This window comes from Micromonospora sp. NPDC007208 (genome assembly GCF_042869175.1).
GTDB classification, from domain to species: Bacteria; Actinomycetota; Actinomycetes; order Mycobacteriales; family Micromonosporaceae; genus Micromonospora; species Micromonospora foliorum.
Genome location: NZ_JBIAFG010000011.1, coordinates 213,798 through 230,973 on the forward strand (window position 1 = coordinate 213,798; position 17,176 = coordinate 230,973).

A 17,176-nucleotide genomic window follows, 5' to 3' on the forward strand; every position below is an offset into this window, starting at 1 on the left:
CGGTCGTGCGCGCGTCAGCGCTGCTCCACCTCGCCCGGGGCCGGACGCTGGGTCGGCACCGTCGGGTCTTCCGACTTCCAGTTCGTCGAGGCCGGCGGAATCTCGTCGGTCAGTGGCCCGCCGACCGGCTGCGGCCTGGGCTGCTCGACGGTCTCCGTGTCGCGCACCGGCTCCTGGTCCACCCGGGTCGGGGTCGGGTCGACGACCGCCGGCTCGGCGCGGTGCCGGGCCGTCCCGCCCTCGGGTCGGGTCACCAGCCACACCCCGAAGACGACCGCGAGCAGACCGAGGACACCGGCGACGATCGGGCCCCAGAAACTGATCAGGCCAATCTTGAAGCGGTTGTCCTTGACCGTCTCGACACTGCGGCTGACCGTGTCGTCGGTGTAGTTGAAGTCCGCGTCCAGCAGCACCGTGGGCGTGCCGGTGTTGGGGCGCAACTCCTTGTGCTGCTGCTCCCGCACGTTCACGTAGGAGCCGGTGACCGGGTCGACCCAGAGCGTACGGGTGTTGCTGTAGACGACCTGGCCACTGGTGGCGCCGGGGGCGAACTTGCCGACCAGCGTCTGGATGCTGCTCTCCGGGGTGGCCAGCACCTCGTTCTCGATCCGCTGCTCGAAGCGGTACGCCTCGACGCCCTTGACCTTTTCGGTGCCGACGAACTTCGCCGGGACAGCCCGCTTCAGGTCACGGTCGAAGACCTGGTAGTCGCGCTTGGCGGTGCCGAACGGGAACTTGTAGATCTGGCCGGAGTACTTCACGTTGCCGACCGGAGTCCCGTCCGCCCCGGTCTCGTTGAGCCACTGCTCCTTCCACGAGGCGGCCGCGCCGGAGATCCGGTAGAGAGCGAGTTCGGTGCTGTACTGGCTGACCACGTCCTGGTTGTCGGTGCGCCGGACCGTCTGGTAGACGTCCCAGATCACCGCGTCGCCCTTGAGGTCCTTGGGCAGCCGATCCTTGGTGTCGTCGGGCTGTGGAATGACCTCCACACTGGACACCAGATCGCCCTGCGGAACCTCGATGCTCACCGAGCTCCCGGTTGCCGTGATCTTCAGGAACCTGGCGTTCTTCGCCTCGGCGACGGACGTCGTCGGCTCAAGGTCGTAGGGGAGCTTGGTCACGGCGGGGGCCACGTAAAACGGCAGCCCGGCCGCGAAGACCAGCAATAAGACGCCAAGCCCGAAGAGCGCGGCGCCCACGCGAAGCTTCACTCATCCTCCTGTAACCTGCCGCCCTACGACCTGTTGTCCGGGGCACCCGATCCTTAACATGGCGGGAGGTTACTCCCCGGTCACCTTCAAAGCGACCCCCTGGATGTCCAGATGTCCACAGCCGCCGCGCCAACAGTTTCGGAGCCTTCGGTAACCGGCCGACTTCCCGCCCTCGACGCGCTGCGAGCAATCGGCGCGGTGGCGGTCGTCGGTCACCACGTCGGGTTCCAGACCGCCGTCACCATGAACACCACCTGGGGCGGCTGGCTGGCTCGGCTGGATGTCGGCGTCGCCATCTTCTTCGTACTCTCCGGGTTTCTGCTGTTCCGGCCGTGGGCCCTCAACGCGGCGACGGGCCGGGCCCGACCCGGTGCCAAGCGCTACCTGTGGCGGCGGGCCCTGCGCATCCTGCCCGCCTACTGGTTGGCGATCGTGGTCTGCCTGGTCGTCCTGCCGCAGAACCGGCAGGCGTCCGTCGGCGACTGGATCCGCCACCTCACCTTCACCCAGATCTACCAGCCGGGGCAGTTGCGCGCCGGGCTCAGCCAGACCTGGAGTCTCGCCACCGAAGTCGTGTTCTACCTGCTCCTGCCGCTGGTCGCCGTGCTCGCCGTGGGCCGGTCCTGGCGTCCTGTCCGGACCGTCGTGATCCTCAGCGGGAGTGCGCTACTGACCGCGGGGTGGCTCATCCTGATGGGGCTCGGCCGGCTCGACGCCGCCCTGCACACGATGTGGTTCCCCTCGTACGCCGCCTGGTTCGGCACCGGCATGGCACTGGCGACGGCGCACGTCGCCCTGCGCACCGGGACCGCGCCCACTGCCTTCCGGGTCCTGGACGACCTGGCCTCGGCGCCGGTCACCTGTTGGGCTGCCGCCGTTGGCCTGATGGCGATCGCGACGACGCCCGTCGCCGGCCCCCGCGACCTCACCGAGCCGACGGCCGCCGAGTTCGGCGTCAAGCTGGCCCTGTACCTCGTGATCGCGGCGCTGATCCTGATCCCGGTGGCTTTCGGCGGGCCGACCCGGATCAAGGAGGTCTTCGGCAGTTCGTCCGCTCGATGGCTCGGCGCGGTCTCGTACGGGCTGTTCCTGTGGCACCCCATGGTCATCGAACTCATCTACCTGATCGACGACCGACCGCTGTTCTCCGGCGGGCTGCTCAACACCTTCGCCCTCACCATGGCCTTCGGTCTGGTGTACGCCACGGTCAGCTACTACGGCGTCGAGCGACCCCTGCAACTGCTCGGGTCGCAGCGTCGACGCCGGCCGGCCGGGCGCGGGCAGGCATCCGGGACTCACGCCGCGGACGTGGTTGCACCGGCCACCACACCGCCGAGCCTCGCGGCTGGCACGCCGGTGCCGACGGTCGGCGGATAGCGCCCAGCGCTGCCCCATCGGGGCATTGCCGGCCGGCACACCAGCCCCTAGTGTGACGCGGGTCGCTAAATTACTTGAGAGTAGGGTTCGCGTGGAGCGTCGCTTCGGCATGCCCGGACACGTGTTGTTCCTCAACTGGCGAGACACCCGCAACCCCGAAGGTGGCGGTTCCGAGGTGTACGTCGAGCGGATCGCCGCCGAGTTGGTGGCGCGCGGTTTCCGCGCCACTCTCTTCTGCGCCGCCCACAGCCAGGCTCCCGCCGACGAGGTCAACGAGGCGGGCGTACGGCTGGTACGGCGCGGCGGCCGACACACCGTCTACCTCTGGGCGGCGCTCTGTTACGTCGCGGGCGCGCTGGGCATCGGCCCGCTGGCGGCCCGCCGAGGCGGTCGGCCCGATGTCCTGGTCGACGTCTGCAACGGGTTGCCGTTCCTCGCCCCGCTCTGGGCCCGACGCCCGGTGGTCAAGCTGATCCACCACGTGCACCGCGAGCAGTGGCCGGTGGTGCTTCCACAGTGGGCGGCCCGGTTCGGTTGGTGGATCGAGTCGTCGCTCGCCGTACGCCTCTACCAGCGGTGCCGGTACGTCACCGTCTCCGAGGCCACCCGCCGGGAGTTGGCAGTGCTCGGTGTGCCGCCGGAGCAGGTCTCCGTGGTGCACAACGGCACCCCGACGCTGCCCCACACCGACGTCGAGCGGGCGACGTTCCCGCTGCTCGTGACACTGAACCGGCTGGTGCCACACAAGCGGGTGGAGGTGGCGCTGCGGGCCGTCGCGGCCCTCGCCGACGAGCTGCCCCAACTACGTCTGGTCGTCGCCGGCCAGGGCTGGTGGGAGTCGCACCTGCGTGAACTCGCCGCGGAACTCGACATCACCGAGCGGGTGGACTTCCGGGGTTTCGTGACCGAGGAGGAGAAGGCCGCGCTGCTCGCCTCGGCCTGGGTGGCCCTGACCCCGTCGCTCAAGGAGGGCTGGGGGCTCACGATCGTGGAGGCGGGTTCGGCGGGCACCCCGACTGTCGCGTTCCGGGGGGCGGGCGGAGTCGCCGAAGCGGTCGTCGACGGGCGTACCGGCCTGCTGGCCGACGACATCGACGACTACCTGCTGAAGGTTCGCACGCTTCTGCACCGGGATGAGCTGCGGCGGGAGATGGGCGCACAGGCCCGGGAGCACGCGGCCAGCTTCACCTGGCAGGCCGCGGGTGGACGTTTCGAGGCGATCCTCAAGGGTGTGGAGTCGCCCCGCCCAGTGCAGCAGCGGGGCGAGCCGTCCTACCTGTCGCCGTAAACCGCGGGGGCGTACGGGTCCTTCTTTCCGGCCCGCTTGGCCGCCTCCGAGACGAGCTTGGCCTCGCTTGCGGCCTCCTCGTCGGTGGCGGTCGCGGCGGCCGAGATCCCGCCGAGAGCCAGGATCCCCAGCAACGCCGCCACCAGGCCAGACACGGCCAGGGTCAGAGCTCTACGCATGCCAATCCTCCAATGGCGAGACGTGCGAGCGGACGTTACCACGCGGTAGGTCGCCGGTGTAGTGCCGAAACGGCGGCAGCGACGACCACCAGAAGGGCAGCGCCGAGGGCCGCCACCACCGCCAGTCGGGCCGGCCCGGACCCGCCCGGTTCCCGCACGGTCGACGGGTTGCGGTACAGCGTCAGGAACGGTCCGTCGTGGACGCGCACCAGGCCACCGAGCACCTGAGGGTCCACCTCGCCGGAGACCTCGTGCTGCACCAGGACCCAGCGCACCCCCGTGGTCCAGACCGGCCGTCCCTCGGCCAACGCCCGGCGCAGCTCACGGACGCGCGGATTCTCACCGGCCACGGCGACGTCGCCGACCCGGAGCGTGTCGTCGGTCAGGACCGTCCCCGGCAGGTAGCGGGGCGCCGGGTCCAGGACGACCCGACCGGGGTTCCACGGGTACGCGCGGTAGGCGCTCAGCGGCAACGCGAGGACCTCCCCCGGCTCCTCGTCGACGTACTCGGCCACCCGCTGCCACTCCGCCGGATAGCTCACCGGACGAAGCCGACCGACGCCACCGAACGCGAGGTCCGGCAGGACCGCCACCGGCAGGAACAGCAGCCCGACCAGGACCACCCCGGCCACCTCCCGGTCGATCCGGGCCACCAGCCGCTCGGCCCCCAACGCGGCGCACACCACCAGCAGCAGGGCGTACGGTGCCAGGAACTTCTGGCCATCTCGCAGCAACCCCGCGCCCGGCAGGTGCACCACCGCCCACCGCAGCGCGGCATCCCCGCCGGGGAGCACCCCGAGCGCGGCCAGCAGACAACCGGCCCCGGCGAGCACCGCCAGCCGCGCCGCCCCGCCCGGGGGCAGCCGGCGTCGCAGCAGGCCCGCCCCGACACCGGCCAGGACCAGCAGCACCACTGTCGCCACCGGCACCAGCGGCGCGGCGCGACTGGCGGGGGTGGCCTGCGCGCTCCAGATGCCGCCGGTGCCGGCGAGCGCCACCAGCGGGCCGGCCCAGTTCTCCGACCGTGCCGCGAACGCCGCGACACCCGCCGGGTCCGAGGAAGCCCCGGCGCCGGTGACCAGGGCCGCTACCACCCAGGGGGCGTTGAGCACCCCGACCGCGGCAAACGCCTGCCGGGACCGGAGCGGATGCATCCGCTCCGACACCAGCAGCGACCGACGCGCGCGCATCCGGTCCGACGTCAGCACCAGCACCGTGCCCAGCGCGACCAACCCGCCGGTCGGCGTGATGGCGGCGGGAGCGGCGGCGAGCACCACCCGGGCGAGCGCGCCGTCGCGCCCCGCCCGCAGGTCCAGCGCCGCCCGCACCAGCCAGGGCAACGCGGCGTACGCGAGCAGCAGCCCCCACTGCCCGATCAGCAACCGCTCGGCGAGGTACGGCGTCCACGCGTACGCCACCGCGGCGAACAGCCGCACCGCGCGCCGATCGGTCGGCACCAAACGGCCGGCGCCGACCGCCGCGAGGAAGACCGCCCCGGCGAGCGCCAGTCGCTGCACCAACCAACCCGGCACGAGCTGGGTGACCAGCGAGACCAGCGCGTCCATCGGCACCGCCCGGGGCAGGCTCTGCGCCGGGGCGACGAGATCCCAGGTCAACGGCTGCCGGGGTACGAAGACCATGTCGTACAGCAGCGCGTACCCGGGCGCGGCCAGCGGCGCCAGCACCACCACCGTGACCGCCGCCGCGACCGCGTACAGCGGCAGCGTGTCCCGCGCCCGCCGAACCGGTGCGGCCCCGACGCCGTCGGTCGGCTCAACCATTCACGACGCCGGCACCGCCCGGCCGACGGTGATCAGTTGGGTGCACACCCCGACGCCTGGCGTGCGCACGGTGACCTCGACGGCGTCCCCCGCACCCTCCAGCAGGAAGTACAGGTCGTTCAGCCCGCTCCGCAGGGTGATCTCGCGCGTGGCGTCCCCGAGCCGGAACAGCGCCGTCGAGTCACCCGAGCTGAGGTAGCCGAAGTGCACGACGTACGGCCACTCCACCAGGTACCCGTCCAACGGGATCCGGGTGGGTCGGCCGCCCTCCGCCAGGTGCCCGCAGCCGTCCACCGGGCCCGGCACGATCTTCCGTCCCTCGACCACGACCGGACGGATCCGGCCGAGCTCATCGAACGTCGACGGTCGCGCGGCCTCCGTCACGAAGGTGGGCCGGCGCTCGGCCGGGCGGAAGAAGTGCGACTGGCGATTGTCCGGCCAGAAGTAACCGGCGACGACGCGGTCCGGGACTGCGGTGTCGAAGAAGACGGTGCCCGGCGGCGCGGCGGCAAGCTCCGCCTGCGTCGTCGCGAGATAGTCCCGCCCGTACTTCGTACTCCAGTTGTCCCCGAAACGGGCCGTGCTCCACAGGGTGCCCACGCCGATGGTCGCCAGCACGACGATCATCGAGACCAGGCCGACCGCGAAGGCGCCCGGCTCCCGCAGGACCGTCGGCACCGGCCACGCCGACACCTCGTCCTCGTCGGTGTCCTTGATCCCCAGCAGGGCCGCACCGACACAGATCGCCGCGACCAGCACCACGTCGGCGACGTACCGGGGAACGACGCCGACCAGCGGGCCGAGCGGCCCCCCGAGCCGGGTGACGGCGAAGAGCGTGGCGACCAGCCCGAGGTAGGAGGTGAACAGCAGCCAGGCCCGTCCGGCCGACGGGCGCCGCCGGACGGTGACCACGACCAGCGTCGCCAGCACCGCCCAGGACAACCACTTGGCGATGTCGTACGGGTCGGCGAGCGGGGGGCCGTCACCGGCGTAGGTCCAGCGCCACGGACCACCGAGCAGACCCGGCACCACGGTCTTGCCGACCAGGTCACCGAGGAAGTTGAGGACCGGACCGACGGACGTGGGTTCGTCCAGCTCGCGGGCGGCGGGTCGGGTCAGGTAGAACGCCAGATATCCACCCGACAGCGCGCTGAGCATCAGCCAGACCGGCCAGTGCCGGCGGAGCGCCGTCGCGAGACTGCGCCACACGCCACCGGACGTGAAGAGGAAGACGGTCAGCAGGAACAGCAGCGGCACGATCAGCAGCGACTTGGTGTCGAAGAACAGGCCGAACACCAGCCAGAGCGCGACCGCCACGAGGTGCCGCAGGCGACCGGTCCGCACGTACCGGACCTGGGCTGCCACCGCCATGACCAGGGCCAACTGCATCGGCAGCACGAGCAGCCCGACCAACCACAGCGAGGAGACCTCAAGCGTGAGCGGGCTGAACACGAACAGGCACAGTGGGATGAGCAGACCCCAGCCGGGCCGGAGCAGGTCGCGCAGCAGCCGGTAGACGGCGAGCCCGGTCGCCGCCTGACCGACAGCCAGCAGCAACACCCACGGCCAGGTGGCGAAGCCCGCCGCCCGCACCATCGCCCACGCCACCAACAGGCCGCCGGGCATGAGGTGGTTGTTGAACGTACGCAGGAGATAGTCCGCGTCCAGTCCGGTGTCGAGAACCTGGGCGGCGATGACGAACTCGTCCTGCGAGAACCAGCCGCGAGCGGCGAGGCCGGCGCGCCAGGCGACGGACACGGCGATGAGGGCGATCGCCACGGCGCGGACGGGGTCGGCGCGGAGCCATCGGCCGATCGGCCCCGGCCCGCCGCCATCGGACGCGGCGCGTTCCGGATGCGTCTCGGCCTCAGCTTCTGGCATTGACATGGTCGGCAGCCTGCCACACGCTTACACGCCGTGGGGACGGCCGTTCTCCCGATAACGCCACCGCAGCGCCCCTGGTCGCCCGTCCGTGCCCGGTCCGGATAACGTCGCGCGACAGTCGTCGGCTGCAGGTGCGCGTCCGGCCGGTGAAGACAGGAGCCGACATGCGTGCAGAGGTGGCCAGTGGCGCCGCTCCGGGGTCCAGCCGGAGCCGGCACACGGCCCGACGGTTCCGGCACCTGGTCATCTGCATCGCGCTGACCGCCCTCGCCTTCCAGCAGGCCCCGGGCCAGGTCGTCCCGGACACCAAGGTCGACCTGAACGTCAACCCGGCCGGGTGGCTGCTCCGCTCGCTGCACCTGTGGGACCCCACCGGCACGTTCGGCCAACTACAGAACCAGGCGTACGGCTATCTCTGGCCGATGGGCCCGTTCTTCCTGCTCGGATCGGAGTCCGGCCTCGCGCCGTGGGTGGTGCAGCGGCTGTGGTGGGCACTGCTCTTCTGTGTGGCCTACCTGGGCGCCGTACGCCTGGCGGGCCGGCTCAACATCGGCACGCCCGCCGGACGCATGATCGCCGGCGTCGCCTTCGCGCTGTCACCCCGCATTCTCACCCAACTCGGCTGGTCCTCGGTGGAGGCCTGGCCCAGCGCCGTCGCACCCTGGGTGCTCATCCCGCTCGTCGGTCTCGCCGCCGGCACGTCACTGCGGCGCGCCGTCGCCGCGTCGGCTCTCGCCGTCGCCTGTGCCGGTGGGGTCAACGCCACCGCCGTGTTCGCGGTGGTGCCACTGGCCCTGCTCTGGCTCGCCACCATCCAGCCCGTACGCCGCCGCGTCATCGCCATCGCGGCCTGGTGTGGGGCGGTGGCCCTGGCCACCGCGTGGTGGTTGGTTCCGTTGCTGGTCCTCGGGCGGTACAGCCCGCCCTTCCTGGACTACATCGAGACCGCCCGAAACACCACGAGCGTCACCGACGCGGTGACCACCCTTCGCGGTGCCTCCTACTGGGTCGCCTACCTGGCCTCCCCGTTCGGAGCGACCATCCCGTCCGGGGCGCGACTCGCCAACGAGGCCGTGCTTGTCGCCGCCACCCTGGCGGTCGCCGCCCTCGGTGTGCTCGGGCTCTCCCGACGCGGGATGCCGCACCGCCGGTTCCTCATCACCGGTCTGGTCCTCGGCGTCGCGCTCGTCGGCCTCGGGCACGTCGGCGACCTGCCGAACATCCTCGCCGGCCCGCAGCGGGAGTTCCTCGACGGCGTCGGCGCACCCCTGCGCAACGTGCACAAGTTCGACGTCCTGCTCCGCCTGCCCCTGTGCCTGGGCATGGCGCACCTAATCGGCCTGGCCGTCCGGGCGGCGCGCACCGCGCCCACCCGGCACCGCCCGCGAACCGTCGCCCGCGCCTGGCTGACCGCCGGCGCCGCCATCGTCGCCGTCACGGCGGTCGCCACACCCGCGCTCGCGGGTGGTCTCGCCACCCCGGGCAGCGTGAAGGAGGTGCCCGGCTACTGGCACGAGGCCGCCGACTGGCTCGACGCGAACACGGGGCGCGGGCGGGTGCTCGTCGTACCCGGGGCGCGCTTCCCGTCGTACGACTGGGGCAGCACCACCGACGAGATCACCCAGCCGCTGCTCAACAGCCGGTGGGCGGTACGCAACGCCATCCCCTTCACCCCACCGACCACGATCCGGTTGCTGGACGTCATCGAGTCGACGCTCGCCACCGGCTCCGGGTCGGCCGGCCTGGCGGACCTGCTGGCCCGATCCGGGATCAGCCACGTCCTGTTCCGCGCCGACCTCGACCACGGCCGCTCCGACACGGCCCGCCCAGCGGTGGTCCGTCAGGCGCTGGAACGGTCACCCGGGTTGACCCGCGTCACGTCCTTCGGCCCCCTGCGGGGCGGGCCCTCGTCCCCCGACGAGTTCCGCGACCATGGGCTCGACGTGCCCGTCCGGGCGCTGGAGGTCTACCGCGTCGACCGGCCCGTCGAGCCGGTCGTCGCCTACGACAGAGCCGACGTCACCACAGTGGTGGGCGGCCCGGAATCCCTCCTCGACCTCGCCGCCGCGGGGCAGCTCGGCTCGGCGCCCACCGTCCTGGCCGGCGACGCGCCGACCGCCGACGTCGCCGGGCCGGTGGCGATGACCGACGGGCTGCGCAGACGCGACGTGTCGTTCGGTGGACTGCGCGACAACACCTCCCAGACGCTTACCGCCGACGACCCCTTCGACGTCACCGCACCCGCCCACGACTACCTGCCCGAGTGGGGGGCACAGCACGCCACCGTCGCCCGTTTCGAGGGCATCACCGCGATCCGCACCTCGACCGCCCGCTCGCAGGTGGACTCCCCCGGCGGTGCCCGCCCCGAGCACCAGCCGTACGCGGCGATGGACGGCAACCCGGCGACCTCCTGGCAGTCGGCGCCGTACTCGCCCAGCGACCGGCAGTGGATCGAGGTGGGCCTCGCCAACCCGACGACTGTCACCCGGGTCGAGGTGTGGTTCGACCTGAAGGCCGACGCCCTGCCCACGACGGTGACCGTCAGCGCCGGGTACGAGAGCAGCACCGTCGAACAGTTCAGCGACCACATGGTGTTCGAGCTGCCCGGCGTCCACGCCATCCGCGAGGTCCGGGTCTCGGTCGACAGCGCGTACGACCTCCGCCCGTTCGGAAACGGATCGGTCGGCATCGCCGAGATCAAGATTCCCGGCATCCAGACCAGCCGCACCCTGGTCCTGCCCGCCGCACCGGTCACCGACCGGCCGGCGACCGTCGTCGTGTCCGCGGCACCCACCACGCCGGCCTGCTTCTCCGTCGACGGGCAGCCGCGCTGCTCCACCGACGCCATCCGTGGTTCCGAGGACGCGTCCACCATCGACCGGACCCTGACCCTGCCGGCGGCCGCCGCGTACGACGCCAAGCTGTGGGCGCGGCCGACGGCCGGCCCCGACCTGGACGACACCCTCGACAAACTGGTGACCGACGCGCAGCCGCTGCGCCTCGCGGCACAGATCAGCGCCTCCTCGACGGCCGTGCCCGACCCGACCGGGCGGGCCGGCGCGGCGCTCGACGGCGACCCGGCCACCAGTTGGTCACCGGCGATCGACGACGAGGCGCCGATCCTGCGACTCAAGTGGCTCAAGCCGCAGACCATCACCGGGCTCCGCTTCTCGGTCGACGACAAGGCAGCCGCCACCCGACTGGGCAGCGTGCGGGTGGTCGGCGACGACGGCTTCCGCAGCAGCCTGCTCGGCGACGACGGGCTGCTCCGCCTGGACCCGCCGATGCGCACCGACGAGATCACCATCCAGTTCCTCGACAAGCCGTCCGCCACCAGCACCGACCCGTACAAGCTGCGGTTGCCGGAGAAGCTGCCCATCGCGGTCGGTGAGGTGACAGTGCTACCCGGAGCGCCCACCGTCGGACCGCGCCTCGACACACCCCTGTCGCTGGCCTGCGGATCGGGTCCGACGCTGCAGGTCGGCACGGCGCGGGTGACCACCTCGCTGCGCGGCACGCTCCGCGACATGCTGGAGATGCGCGAGATGCCGGTGACGCCGTGCGGCCGGGCCACGCCCCGACAGCTTGACCTGGGCCGCGGGGAACACCGGATCGTCACCACCCCGAGCCGGCTGGCCTCGCCCACCCGGGTCGCCCTGGTGCCGCGCACGACCACGCCGGCCTCGGCGACCGCGAGCGCCACCGAGGTCGAATCCTGGGCGGCCACCGAGAGACGGGTACGGGTGACCAGTCACCCCGTCGACCGGGTGCTCGCCGTGCGGGAGAACACCAACACCGGCTGGCAGGCGACCCTCGGCGGGCGGACACTGAAACCACTGGTGGTGGACGGGTGGCAGCAGGGCTGGATCCTTCCCGCCGGCGCCTCCGGAGAGGTGCTGTTGCGCTTCGCCCCGGACACCCCGTACCGGGCGGGCCTTCTCCTCGGCGGCATCCTGCTCGCGGTCGTGGTCCTGCTCGCGGTGCTGCCCGCCCGGCACACCACCGGACGGCCCTCGACGACCGCCGTACCGCGCGGCCGGGTCACCCGCTCGCTGCCGCTGCTGGCCGTCGGGGCCGCCGCGCTGGTGCTGTGGAGTGGCCTCATCGGCGGCCTGCTGGTCGCGGCGGGATTCATGCTGGCCGTGCCCGGCCCACGCCGCCTGCCCTGGCCGGCCGACCCCCGTCGGGCCAGGACCATCAGCCGGGCCGTCGAGACCTGGCTCCCGGGCGCGCTCGTCCTGCTCGCCGGGTGGCTCTACCTCGACTCGACACGACGGAACACCGACGCGCTCGTGCAACTCACCATCGTCGTTGCCCTGGGCGCCCTCTGGCTCACCACCGCCGCCCGACGACGGCCCGTACGCCACGCCACGCCAACCGCCGTGACCTCAGCCGTCGCGGCGGCTGCGCTGGTCGCGGAGGGACCGAAGCCCGACGCCATCGAACCGGACGGGACCGAGGCGGTTGCGGCTGAGCAGGACCGCAGGAAGCCGGACGCGGCCGAGCACGACGCGGCCGAGCCGGCGAGGCCCGGCCAGTCGGCCGGGACAGCCGACGGGCAGCTTCCGACCTTCTCCGAGATCACGTGAGCCTCCGACGACCCGTCCGCCGGGAGAGGGCGGCCCAGACGGAGCTGACCCGCGGATGGAGCACGGGCCTCGGTGCTGCGGGGGTCAGCGTCACCCTGGCCGGGGTTCTCGTCAACGGCCTGGCCTACCTGGTGCCGGTGCTGGCCGCGCGACGACTCGACCCGGCCGACCTCAGCGCGCTCGCCGCCGCTCTCGGTCTGGTGGCCATCGTCGGTGTGCCCGGGCTCGGTCTGCAACTGGCCGTCGCCGTGCACCACGCCCGGCACGGGTCCTCCGACACTCGGAGGCTCACCGTGGTCACCGCCGCGGTCTGCGCGGGAACCCTGATCGCGGCGACGCCACTGCTGGTCACCGCCCTGGATCTCCCGGTCGAGATGCCCGCGCTGCTGGCGGTCACCACGGCGGCCATCGTGCTGTCCTCCCGGTCCCTCGGGGAGTTGCAGGGTGGCCAGCGTTTCGTGCGGCTCGCCATCGGGATGGCCCTGCTCGCCGCCGGCCGCTACGGCGGCGTGATCGCCGGGCTGCTGCTCGGCGCGGGACCGACCGGCGCGCTGGCGGTCGGCGCGTTGACCGCCGCGCTCGCCCCGGCGGTGCTTGCCCGACTCGCCCGCGAGCCCGCTCGATCGTCCACCGCACCACGGTTGACCGCCGCGCAGGTGGTTGCCGGCTGCGGTGCGACCCTGGCGATGCTCGTCGTCTCCTACGCCGATCTGCTGCTGGCCCGGCAACTGCTGTCCCCGTCGGATGCCGGGGCGTACTCGGTCGGCACCGTCCTGAGCAAGGGCGCGCTCTGGGCGCCGCAGGTCGCCGCCGTCCTCGCCCTGCCGCGGCTGGCACGCGGTGACAGGCGCAGCCGAACGGTCGCGTTGGCGGTGACGGGCGGGTGTGGCGCGGTGCTGGTCATCGCCTCGACGCTCGCCGGAGGGCTCGCCTTCCGCCTCGCCGGTGGACCCGACTACGACCACCTCGGCCGGTACGCGCCCCTCTTCGCGGCGGTCGGTGCGCTCTACGCGGTGACGTTCGTGCTGCTCAACGACCGCCTCGCGGCCGGCGGGCGGTGGGCGGCGGCACCACTGTGGGTGGGCGTGGCCGGCCTGGTGGCCGTCACCGCGACCGTGCGGCCCCACACCGTTCCCGGTCTTCTCCTCGCGGCCCTGGGCACGGCCATCGTCACCACCGCGATGATGGCGGTGGCGGCAGGTCGGCCCGCTCGGGCGCCGGTGGTGAGCCCGACTAGCCCTCCGCGAGCCAGTCCGTCAGCAGTCGGTGGTCGATCGCGTCCACCCGACCGAGCTGACGACCCGAGGCCGCCCGGTCCCGCAGCTCCGCCCGGGTGAACCAGCGCGCCTCCAGCAACTCCTCGCCGTCGACGCGTACCTCGTCGGAGGTGGCGGTGGCCCGGAAGCCCACCATCAGGCCGGCGGGGAACGGCCACGCCTGCGACCCCTGATAGGTCACGTCGGTGACGGTCACGCCCGCCTCCTCGGCCATCTCCCGACGGACCGCGTCCTCCAGGTTCTCGCCGACCTCGACGAAGCCGGCAAGCGTCGAGTACGCGTCCTCGGCCGCACCCGCGTGCCGGGCCAGCAGACAGCGCCCCGACCCACCGGGTGCCTCGACCAACACGATGATCGCCGGCTCGATCCGGGGGAACAGCAGACGTCCGCACTCCGCGCCGGTGCAGGTCCGCAGGTGGCCGCCGCCACCGGCGACGGCCGGCGCGCCGCACGTTCCGCAGAACCGCTGCTGCCGGTGCCAGTGCAGCAAACCCCTGGCGTACGCCTGGACGGCCGCGTCGCCGGGTTCGAGCCGCCCGACCAGTGCCCGCACGTCGACCGACCGCACCGCACCGGCCATCTCGACGGCGGACCGCTCAGGGAGTGCGGAGAGGTCCGCGGCGAACACGGCAGCCTCCCCATCGAGCCCCAGGAAGACGGTCTCGCCGGCGGCGGACCGGACCAGCGCCGCACGCTCCGCGCTGAGCCGAACCGGCCCGTGACCGTCGACGAGACAGCGGTCCCGCCACATCGGCAGCAGCACGGTGGTCGACTCGGTGAGCAGCGCGCTCAACCTTGTTGGATCGGCGCGCACCGGGCCCGCCCGGTCCAGCCAACCGCCCCCGTACGCCAACACCCGCTCCGCAGTGCCCACCCGGCCACCGTGCCACGTCGGTGGTTCGCCGTCGGCACCGACCCCGGGCCGGTGTGACACGCCGAACGACACGCGGTAGCAGCGCCTGGTGGGCGCAGCCACGAGGACGGCCGGGCATTCGTTACCGTAGGTGCCTCCGGGAGGGAGGACCTCCCGCGGCACCCTGGCGATCGAGGTTGCAGTGACGCTGTACGGCGAAAACAGTCCACCGGCCGACGACCGGCCCACCGTGCAGGTCACCGCGGTCACCTGGCCGGACGATGGATCTGAGCCGGTCACCACAGCCGCTCCCGGCGAGCTGGACGGCGGGCCGCGCCGCCCACGTCGGGTGCGGATGCTGCTCGCCGCCGGCATCACCGGTGGCGTCCTCGCCGCCGTGGCGGGTGCCGGTGCCTGGGCGTACGCCGGTGACGTTCCCCGGGGCACCAGCGTGCTCGGCACCGAGCTCGGCGGCCGGAGCCGCGCGGACGCCGACCGGCAGTTGCGGGCGGAGCTGGATCGGCGGGCGGCGACGCTCGCCACACCGCTGAAGGTCACCGTCGACGGGCGTACCGCCGAGATCAACCCGGCCGACGTGGGGCTGGCCGTCGACGTGCCGGCGACCGTCGCGGCAGCGGCTGAGGCCGACGCGCACCCGGTGAGCCGGTTGGTCGGCTCCCGCACAGTCGAACCCGTGGTGAGCGTCGACGTGGCCCGGCTGGACGACGCGCTCCGTAAGGTGCTCGGCGACCAGGCCCAGGGCATGACGATGCCGGCGATCACCTACCAGGGCTCCACGCCGAAGGTCGTACAGCCCAAGCCCGGGCTGGCTCTGAACCCGCAGCGCTCCGCCGAGGTGGTCCGCGCCGGCTGGTTGGCCGGCGCCCCGGTCACCGTGCCCCTGGTGGAGACCCACCCGGCGACCACCCCGGAGGAGTTGGACCGGATGGTCAGCGAGCTGGCGAAGCCGGCGGTCGCCGCACCGGTCACCCTGCGCACCGCCAAGGGTTCCGTGACCATCCCGCCCGCCGCCATCGCGAAGAGCCTCCGGTTCAGCGCCGACAAGACCGGCAAGCTCACCCCGTCGCTGGACGTCAAACGTCTGCGGTCGGCACTCGGCGACAAACTGGCCGCCATCGAGGTGCCGCCGAAGGACGCCACGATGACGATTTCCGGTGGCCGGCCCACGGCCAAGGAAGGGCGATCCGGGCAGCAGCTGGACACGGCAGCCCTCAGCCGGGACCTGCTGGCCGTGCTACCCAAGGCGGACGGCCGCGAGGTGACCGGCGAGTTGAAGCCGACGCCGCCGCAGCTGACCGGGGAGAAGCTTGCCGGCCTGGGCATCAAGGAGCGGGTGTCGACCTTCACCACCCGGTTCACCGGCGGCATGGCCTCGTCGCGCAGCCAGAACATCGCGACCATCGCGAGGAAGGTGGACGGCACGGTCGTGCTGCCCGGGAAGACGTTCTCGCTCAACGGTCACACGGGCGAGCGCGGCTACGCCCAGGGCTACCGGGACGCACCGGTCATCCTCGACGGCAAGCTGGTGCCAGGCGTCGGCGGCGGCACCTCGCAGTTCACCACCACGCTGTTCAACGCGACCTACTACGCCGGCCTGGAGGACGTGGAGCACAAGCCGCACTCGTACTGGTTCGACAGGTACCCGGCGGTCATCGAGTCGACCATCTTCTGGCCGAGTCTGGACTTCAAGTTCCGCAACAACACCGAGTACGGCGTGCTCATCGACACGTCGTACACGTCCAGCACGATCACCGTGTCCATCTGGAGCACGAAAATCTACGACAGCGTGAAGACGGAGTACGGGCCGCGCCGCAACATCACGACGCCGAAGCAGATCCACCTGGCTCCCGGCCCCTCGTGCATCGAGACCAACGGCATCAACGGCTTCACCCAGGACGCTTTCCGGGTCATCAAGAAGGGCGGCGTGGTGGTCAAGCGGGAGAAGTTCACCTGGCGCTACGACGCGGAGCCCCGCTACGTCTGCGGGCCGAAGACGTCCTGAGGCCTCACCCGCTTGAGTCTGCCGCCCTGCGGGGGCGTCGGCACGGTGCGAGTCTCCTGCACCAAGATCTCGGCCCGGAACCGGTGGGCAGCGGGGTGCCACATCTCCTCAAACGGACCCAAGACCTCGCCACCGATGCCACGACGACGCACCCGGGACGCGAGCCACCAGAGGATGCCCAGGACCGCCGCCACGCAGCCCGCGAACACCACAAATGTCAGGACCTCATCCACACGCCGAGCCTAGCCCTGGGCGCCAGACCAGCCCGAACCGCCGCGATCTTGCACTTTCGGTCGTCGAAACACGAACTATGAGCCGGTTTATCACCGCAGAAACTGCAAGATCGCGGGGTGAGAGGGAGCGCGGGGGCAGGGCCCAGACTGCTGACCGCCGCCGGGCCCGCCCGCAAGATCGCGCAACATCCCGGTTGTAGTGGCCTCACGAGACGCCAACACCACTACAACCAGGATCGAGCGTGACCTTGCTGGCCCCGGGCGTCGAACCCCGTGCACGGCCTCACCAGGCATCGGGTCACCCCGAGGTATCAGGGAAACCGGGCCGATCAACCAGAGCGGGAGACGCAGAAAAAGGGGCGAATGCAGAAAAGGCCACCCCGTTAGGGGTGGCCTTTTCTGGAAGATTGTCCGGCGGCGTCCTACTCTCCCACACCCTCACGAGTGCAGTACCATCGGCGCTGGAGGGCTTAGCTTCCGG

The 17,176-nt window shown here is 72.1% G+C and carries 11 protein-coding genes; 5 read left to right on the plus strand and 6 right to left on the minus strand.

Translation table 11 applies throughout. The features are described 5' to 3' along the window. Window positions 1-14: 14 nt before the first annotated feature. Window positions 15-1,211 carry a DUF3068 domain-containing protein gene (locus tag ACFYL6_RS22215; protein ID WP_387173794.1) on the minus strand — a complete coding sequence of 399 codons (1,197 nt, stop codon included), beginning with the start codon at window positions 1,209-1,211 and terminating at the stop codon, window positions 15-17. 111 nt (window positions 1,212-1,322) lie between these two features. Here ACFYL6_RS22215 and ACFYL6_RS22220 point away from each other — a divergent pair, with 111 nt between their 5' ends. Further along, the gene (locus ACFYL6_RS22220; protein ID WP_387173796.1) at window positions 1,323-2,588 is read left to right on the plus strand and encodes an acyltransferase family protein; all 1,266 of its coding nucleotides are present in this window, start codon (window positions 1,323-1,325) and stop codon (window positions 2,586-2,588) included. Window positions 2,589-2,697: 109 nt separating this feature from the next. Beyond that, window positions 2,698-3,876 carry a glycosyltransferase family 4 protein gene (locus ACFYL6_RS22225; RefSeq protein ID WP_387173833.1) on the plus strand — a complete coding sequence of 393 codons (1,179 nt, stop codon included), beginning with the start codon at window positions 2,698-2,700 and terminating at the stop codon, window positions 3,874-3,876. Here the strand turns inward: ACFYL6_RS22225 and ACFYL6_RS22230 are convergent. Genes ACFYL6_RS22230 through ACFYL6_RS22240 form a run of 3 tightly spaced genes read right to left on the minus strand, consistent with a single transcriptional unit; the run spans window position 3,861 to window position 7,717 of the window. Continuing rightward, window positions 3,861-4,055 carry a hypothetical protein gene (locus tag ACFYL6_RS22230; RefSeq protein WP_387173798.1) on the minus strand — a complete coding sequence of 65 codons (195 nt, stop codon included), beginning with the start codon at window positions 4,053-4,055 and terminating at the stop codon, window positions 3,861-3,863. The two genes, ACFYL6_RS22225 and ACFYL6_RS22230, sit on opposite strands and share 16 nt — an antisense overlap. 35 nt (window positions 4,056-4,090) lie before the next feature. Continuing rightward, complete coding sequence (locus tag ACFYL6_RS22235) at window positions 4,091-5,836, minus strand: hypothetical protein (protein WP_387173800.1); 1,746 nt, start codon at window positions 5,834-5,836, stop codon at window positions 4,091-4,093. Continuing rightward, entirely contained in the window at window positions 5,837-7,717 is a 1,881-nt protein-coding gene (locus ACFYL6_RS22240) for a hypothetical protein (protein WP_387173835.1), read from the minus strand. A 167-nt stretch (window positions 7,718-7,884) separates the two neighbouring features. Here ACFYL6_RS22240 and ACFYL6_RS22245 point away from each other — a divergent pair, with 167 nt between their 5' ends. Beyond that, window positions 7,885-12,309 (plus strand): alpha-(1->3)-arabinofuranosyltransferase, encoded by a 4,425-nt coding sequence (locus tag ACFYL6_RS22245; RefSeq protein ID WP_387173802.1) that lies wholly within the window; start codon window positions 7,885-7,887, stop codon window positions 12,307-12,309. Next, the gene (locus tag ACFYL6_RS22250) at window positions 12,306-13,646 is read left to right on the plus strand and encodes a lipopolysaccharide biosynthesis protein (RefSeq protein ID WP_387173804.1); all 1,341 of its coding nucleotides are present in this window, start codon (window positions 12,306-12,308) and stop codon (window positions 13,644-13,646) included. The genes ACFYL6_RS22245 and ACFYL6_RS22250 overlap by 4 nt, the downstream gene beginning before the upstream one ends. Here the strand turns inward: ACFYL6_RS22250 and nudC are convergent. Continuing rightward, window positions 13,543-14,460 carry an NAD(+) diphosphatase gene (nudC, locus tag ACFYL6_RS22255; protein WP_387173806.1) on the minus strand — a complete coding sequence of 306 codons (918 nt, stop codon included), beginning with the start codon at window positions 14,458-14,460 and terminating at the stop codon, window positions 13,543-13,545. The two genes, ACFYL6_RS22250 and nudC, sit on opposite strands and share 104 nt — an antisense overlap. Before the next feature lie 181 nt (window positions 14,461-14,641). On the opposite strand from nudC, the gene ACFYL6_RS22260 reads away from it, so the two are divergent. Continuing rightward, window positions 14,642-16,462, plus strand: a complete 1,821-nt coding sequence (locus ACFYL6_RS22260) for a VanW family protein (protein ID WP_387173808.1) — start codon at window positions 14,642-14,644, stop codon at window positions 16,460-16,462. On the opposite strand, the gene ACFYL6_RS22265 is transcribed toward ACFYL6_RS22260, so the two are convergent. Next, on the minus strand, window positions 16,435-16,695 hold the full coding sequence (locus ACFYL6_RS22265) for a hypothetical protein (protein ID WP_387173811.1): 261 nt from the start codon (window positions 16,693-16,695) through the stop codon (window positions 16,435-16,437). The genes ACFYL6_RS22260 and ACFYL6_RS22265 overlap by 28 nt on opposite strands. Window positions 16,696-17,176: the final 481 nt, after the last annotated feature.

Bases quoted from the DNA above. Each gene is read 5' to 3' on its own strand.
- ACFYL6_RS22240 (WP_387173835.1), bottom strand. From the start codon at position 7,717: ATGCCAGAAGCTGAGGCCGAGACGCATCCGGAACGCGCCGCGTCCGAT.
- ACFYL6_RS22225 (WP_387173833.1), top strand. From the start codon at position 2,698: ATGCCCGGACACGTGTTGTTCCTCAACTGGCGAGACACCCGCAACCCC.
- ACFYL6_RS22230 (WP_387173798.1), bottom strand. From the start codon at position 4,055: ATGCGTAGAGCTCTGACCCTGGCCGTGTCTGGCCTGGTGGCGGCGTTG.
- ACFYL6_RS22235 (WP_387173800.1), bottom strand. From the start codon at position 5,836: ATGGTTGAGCCGACCGACGGCGTCGGGGCCGCACCGGTTCGGCGGGCG.
- ACFYL6_RS22245 (WP_387173802.1), top strand. From the start codon at position 7,885: ATGCGTGCAGAGGTGGCCAGTGGCGCCGCTCCGGGGTCCAGCCGGAGC.
- ACFYL6_RS22220 (WP_387173796.1), top strand. From the start codon at position 1,323: ATGTCCACAGCCGCCGCGCCAACAGTTTCGGAGCCTTCGGTAACCGGC.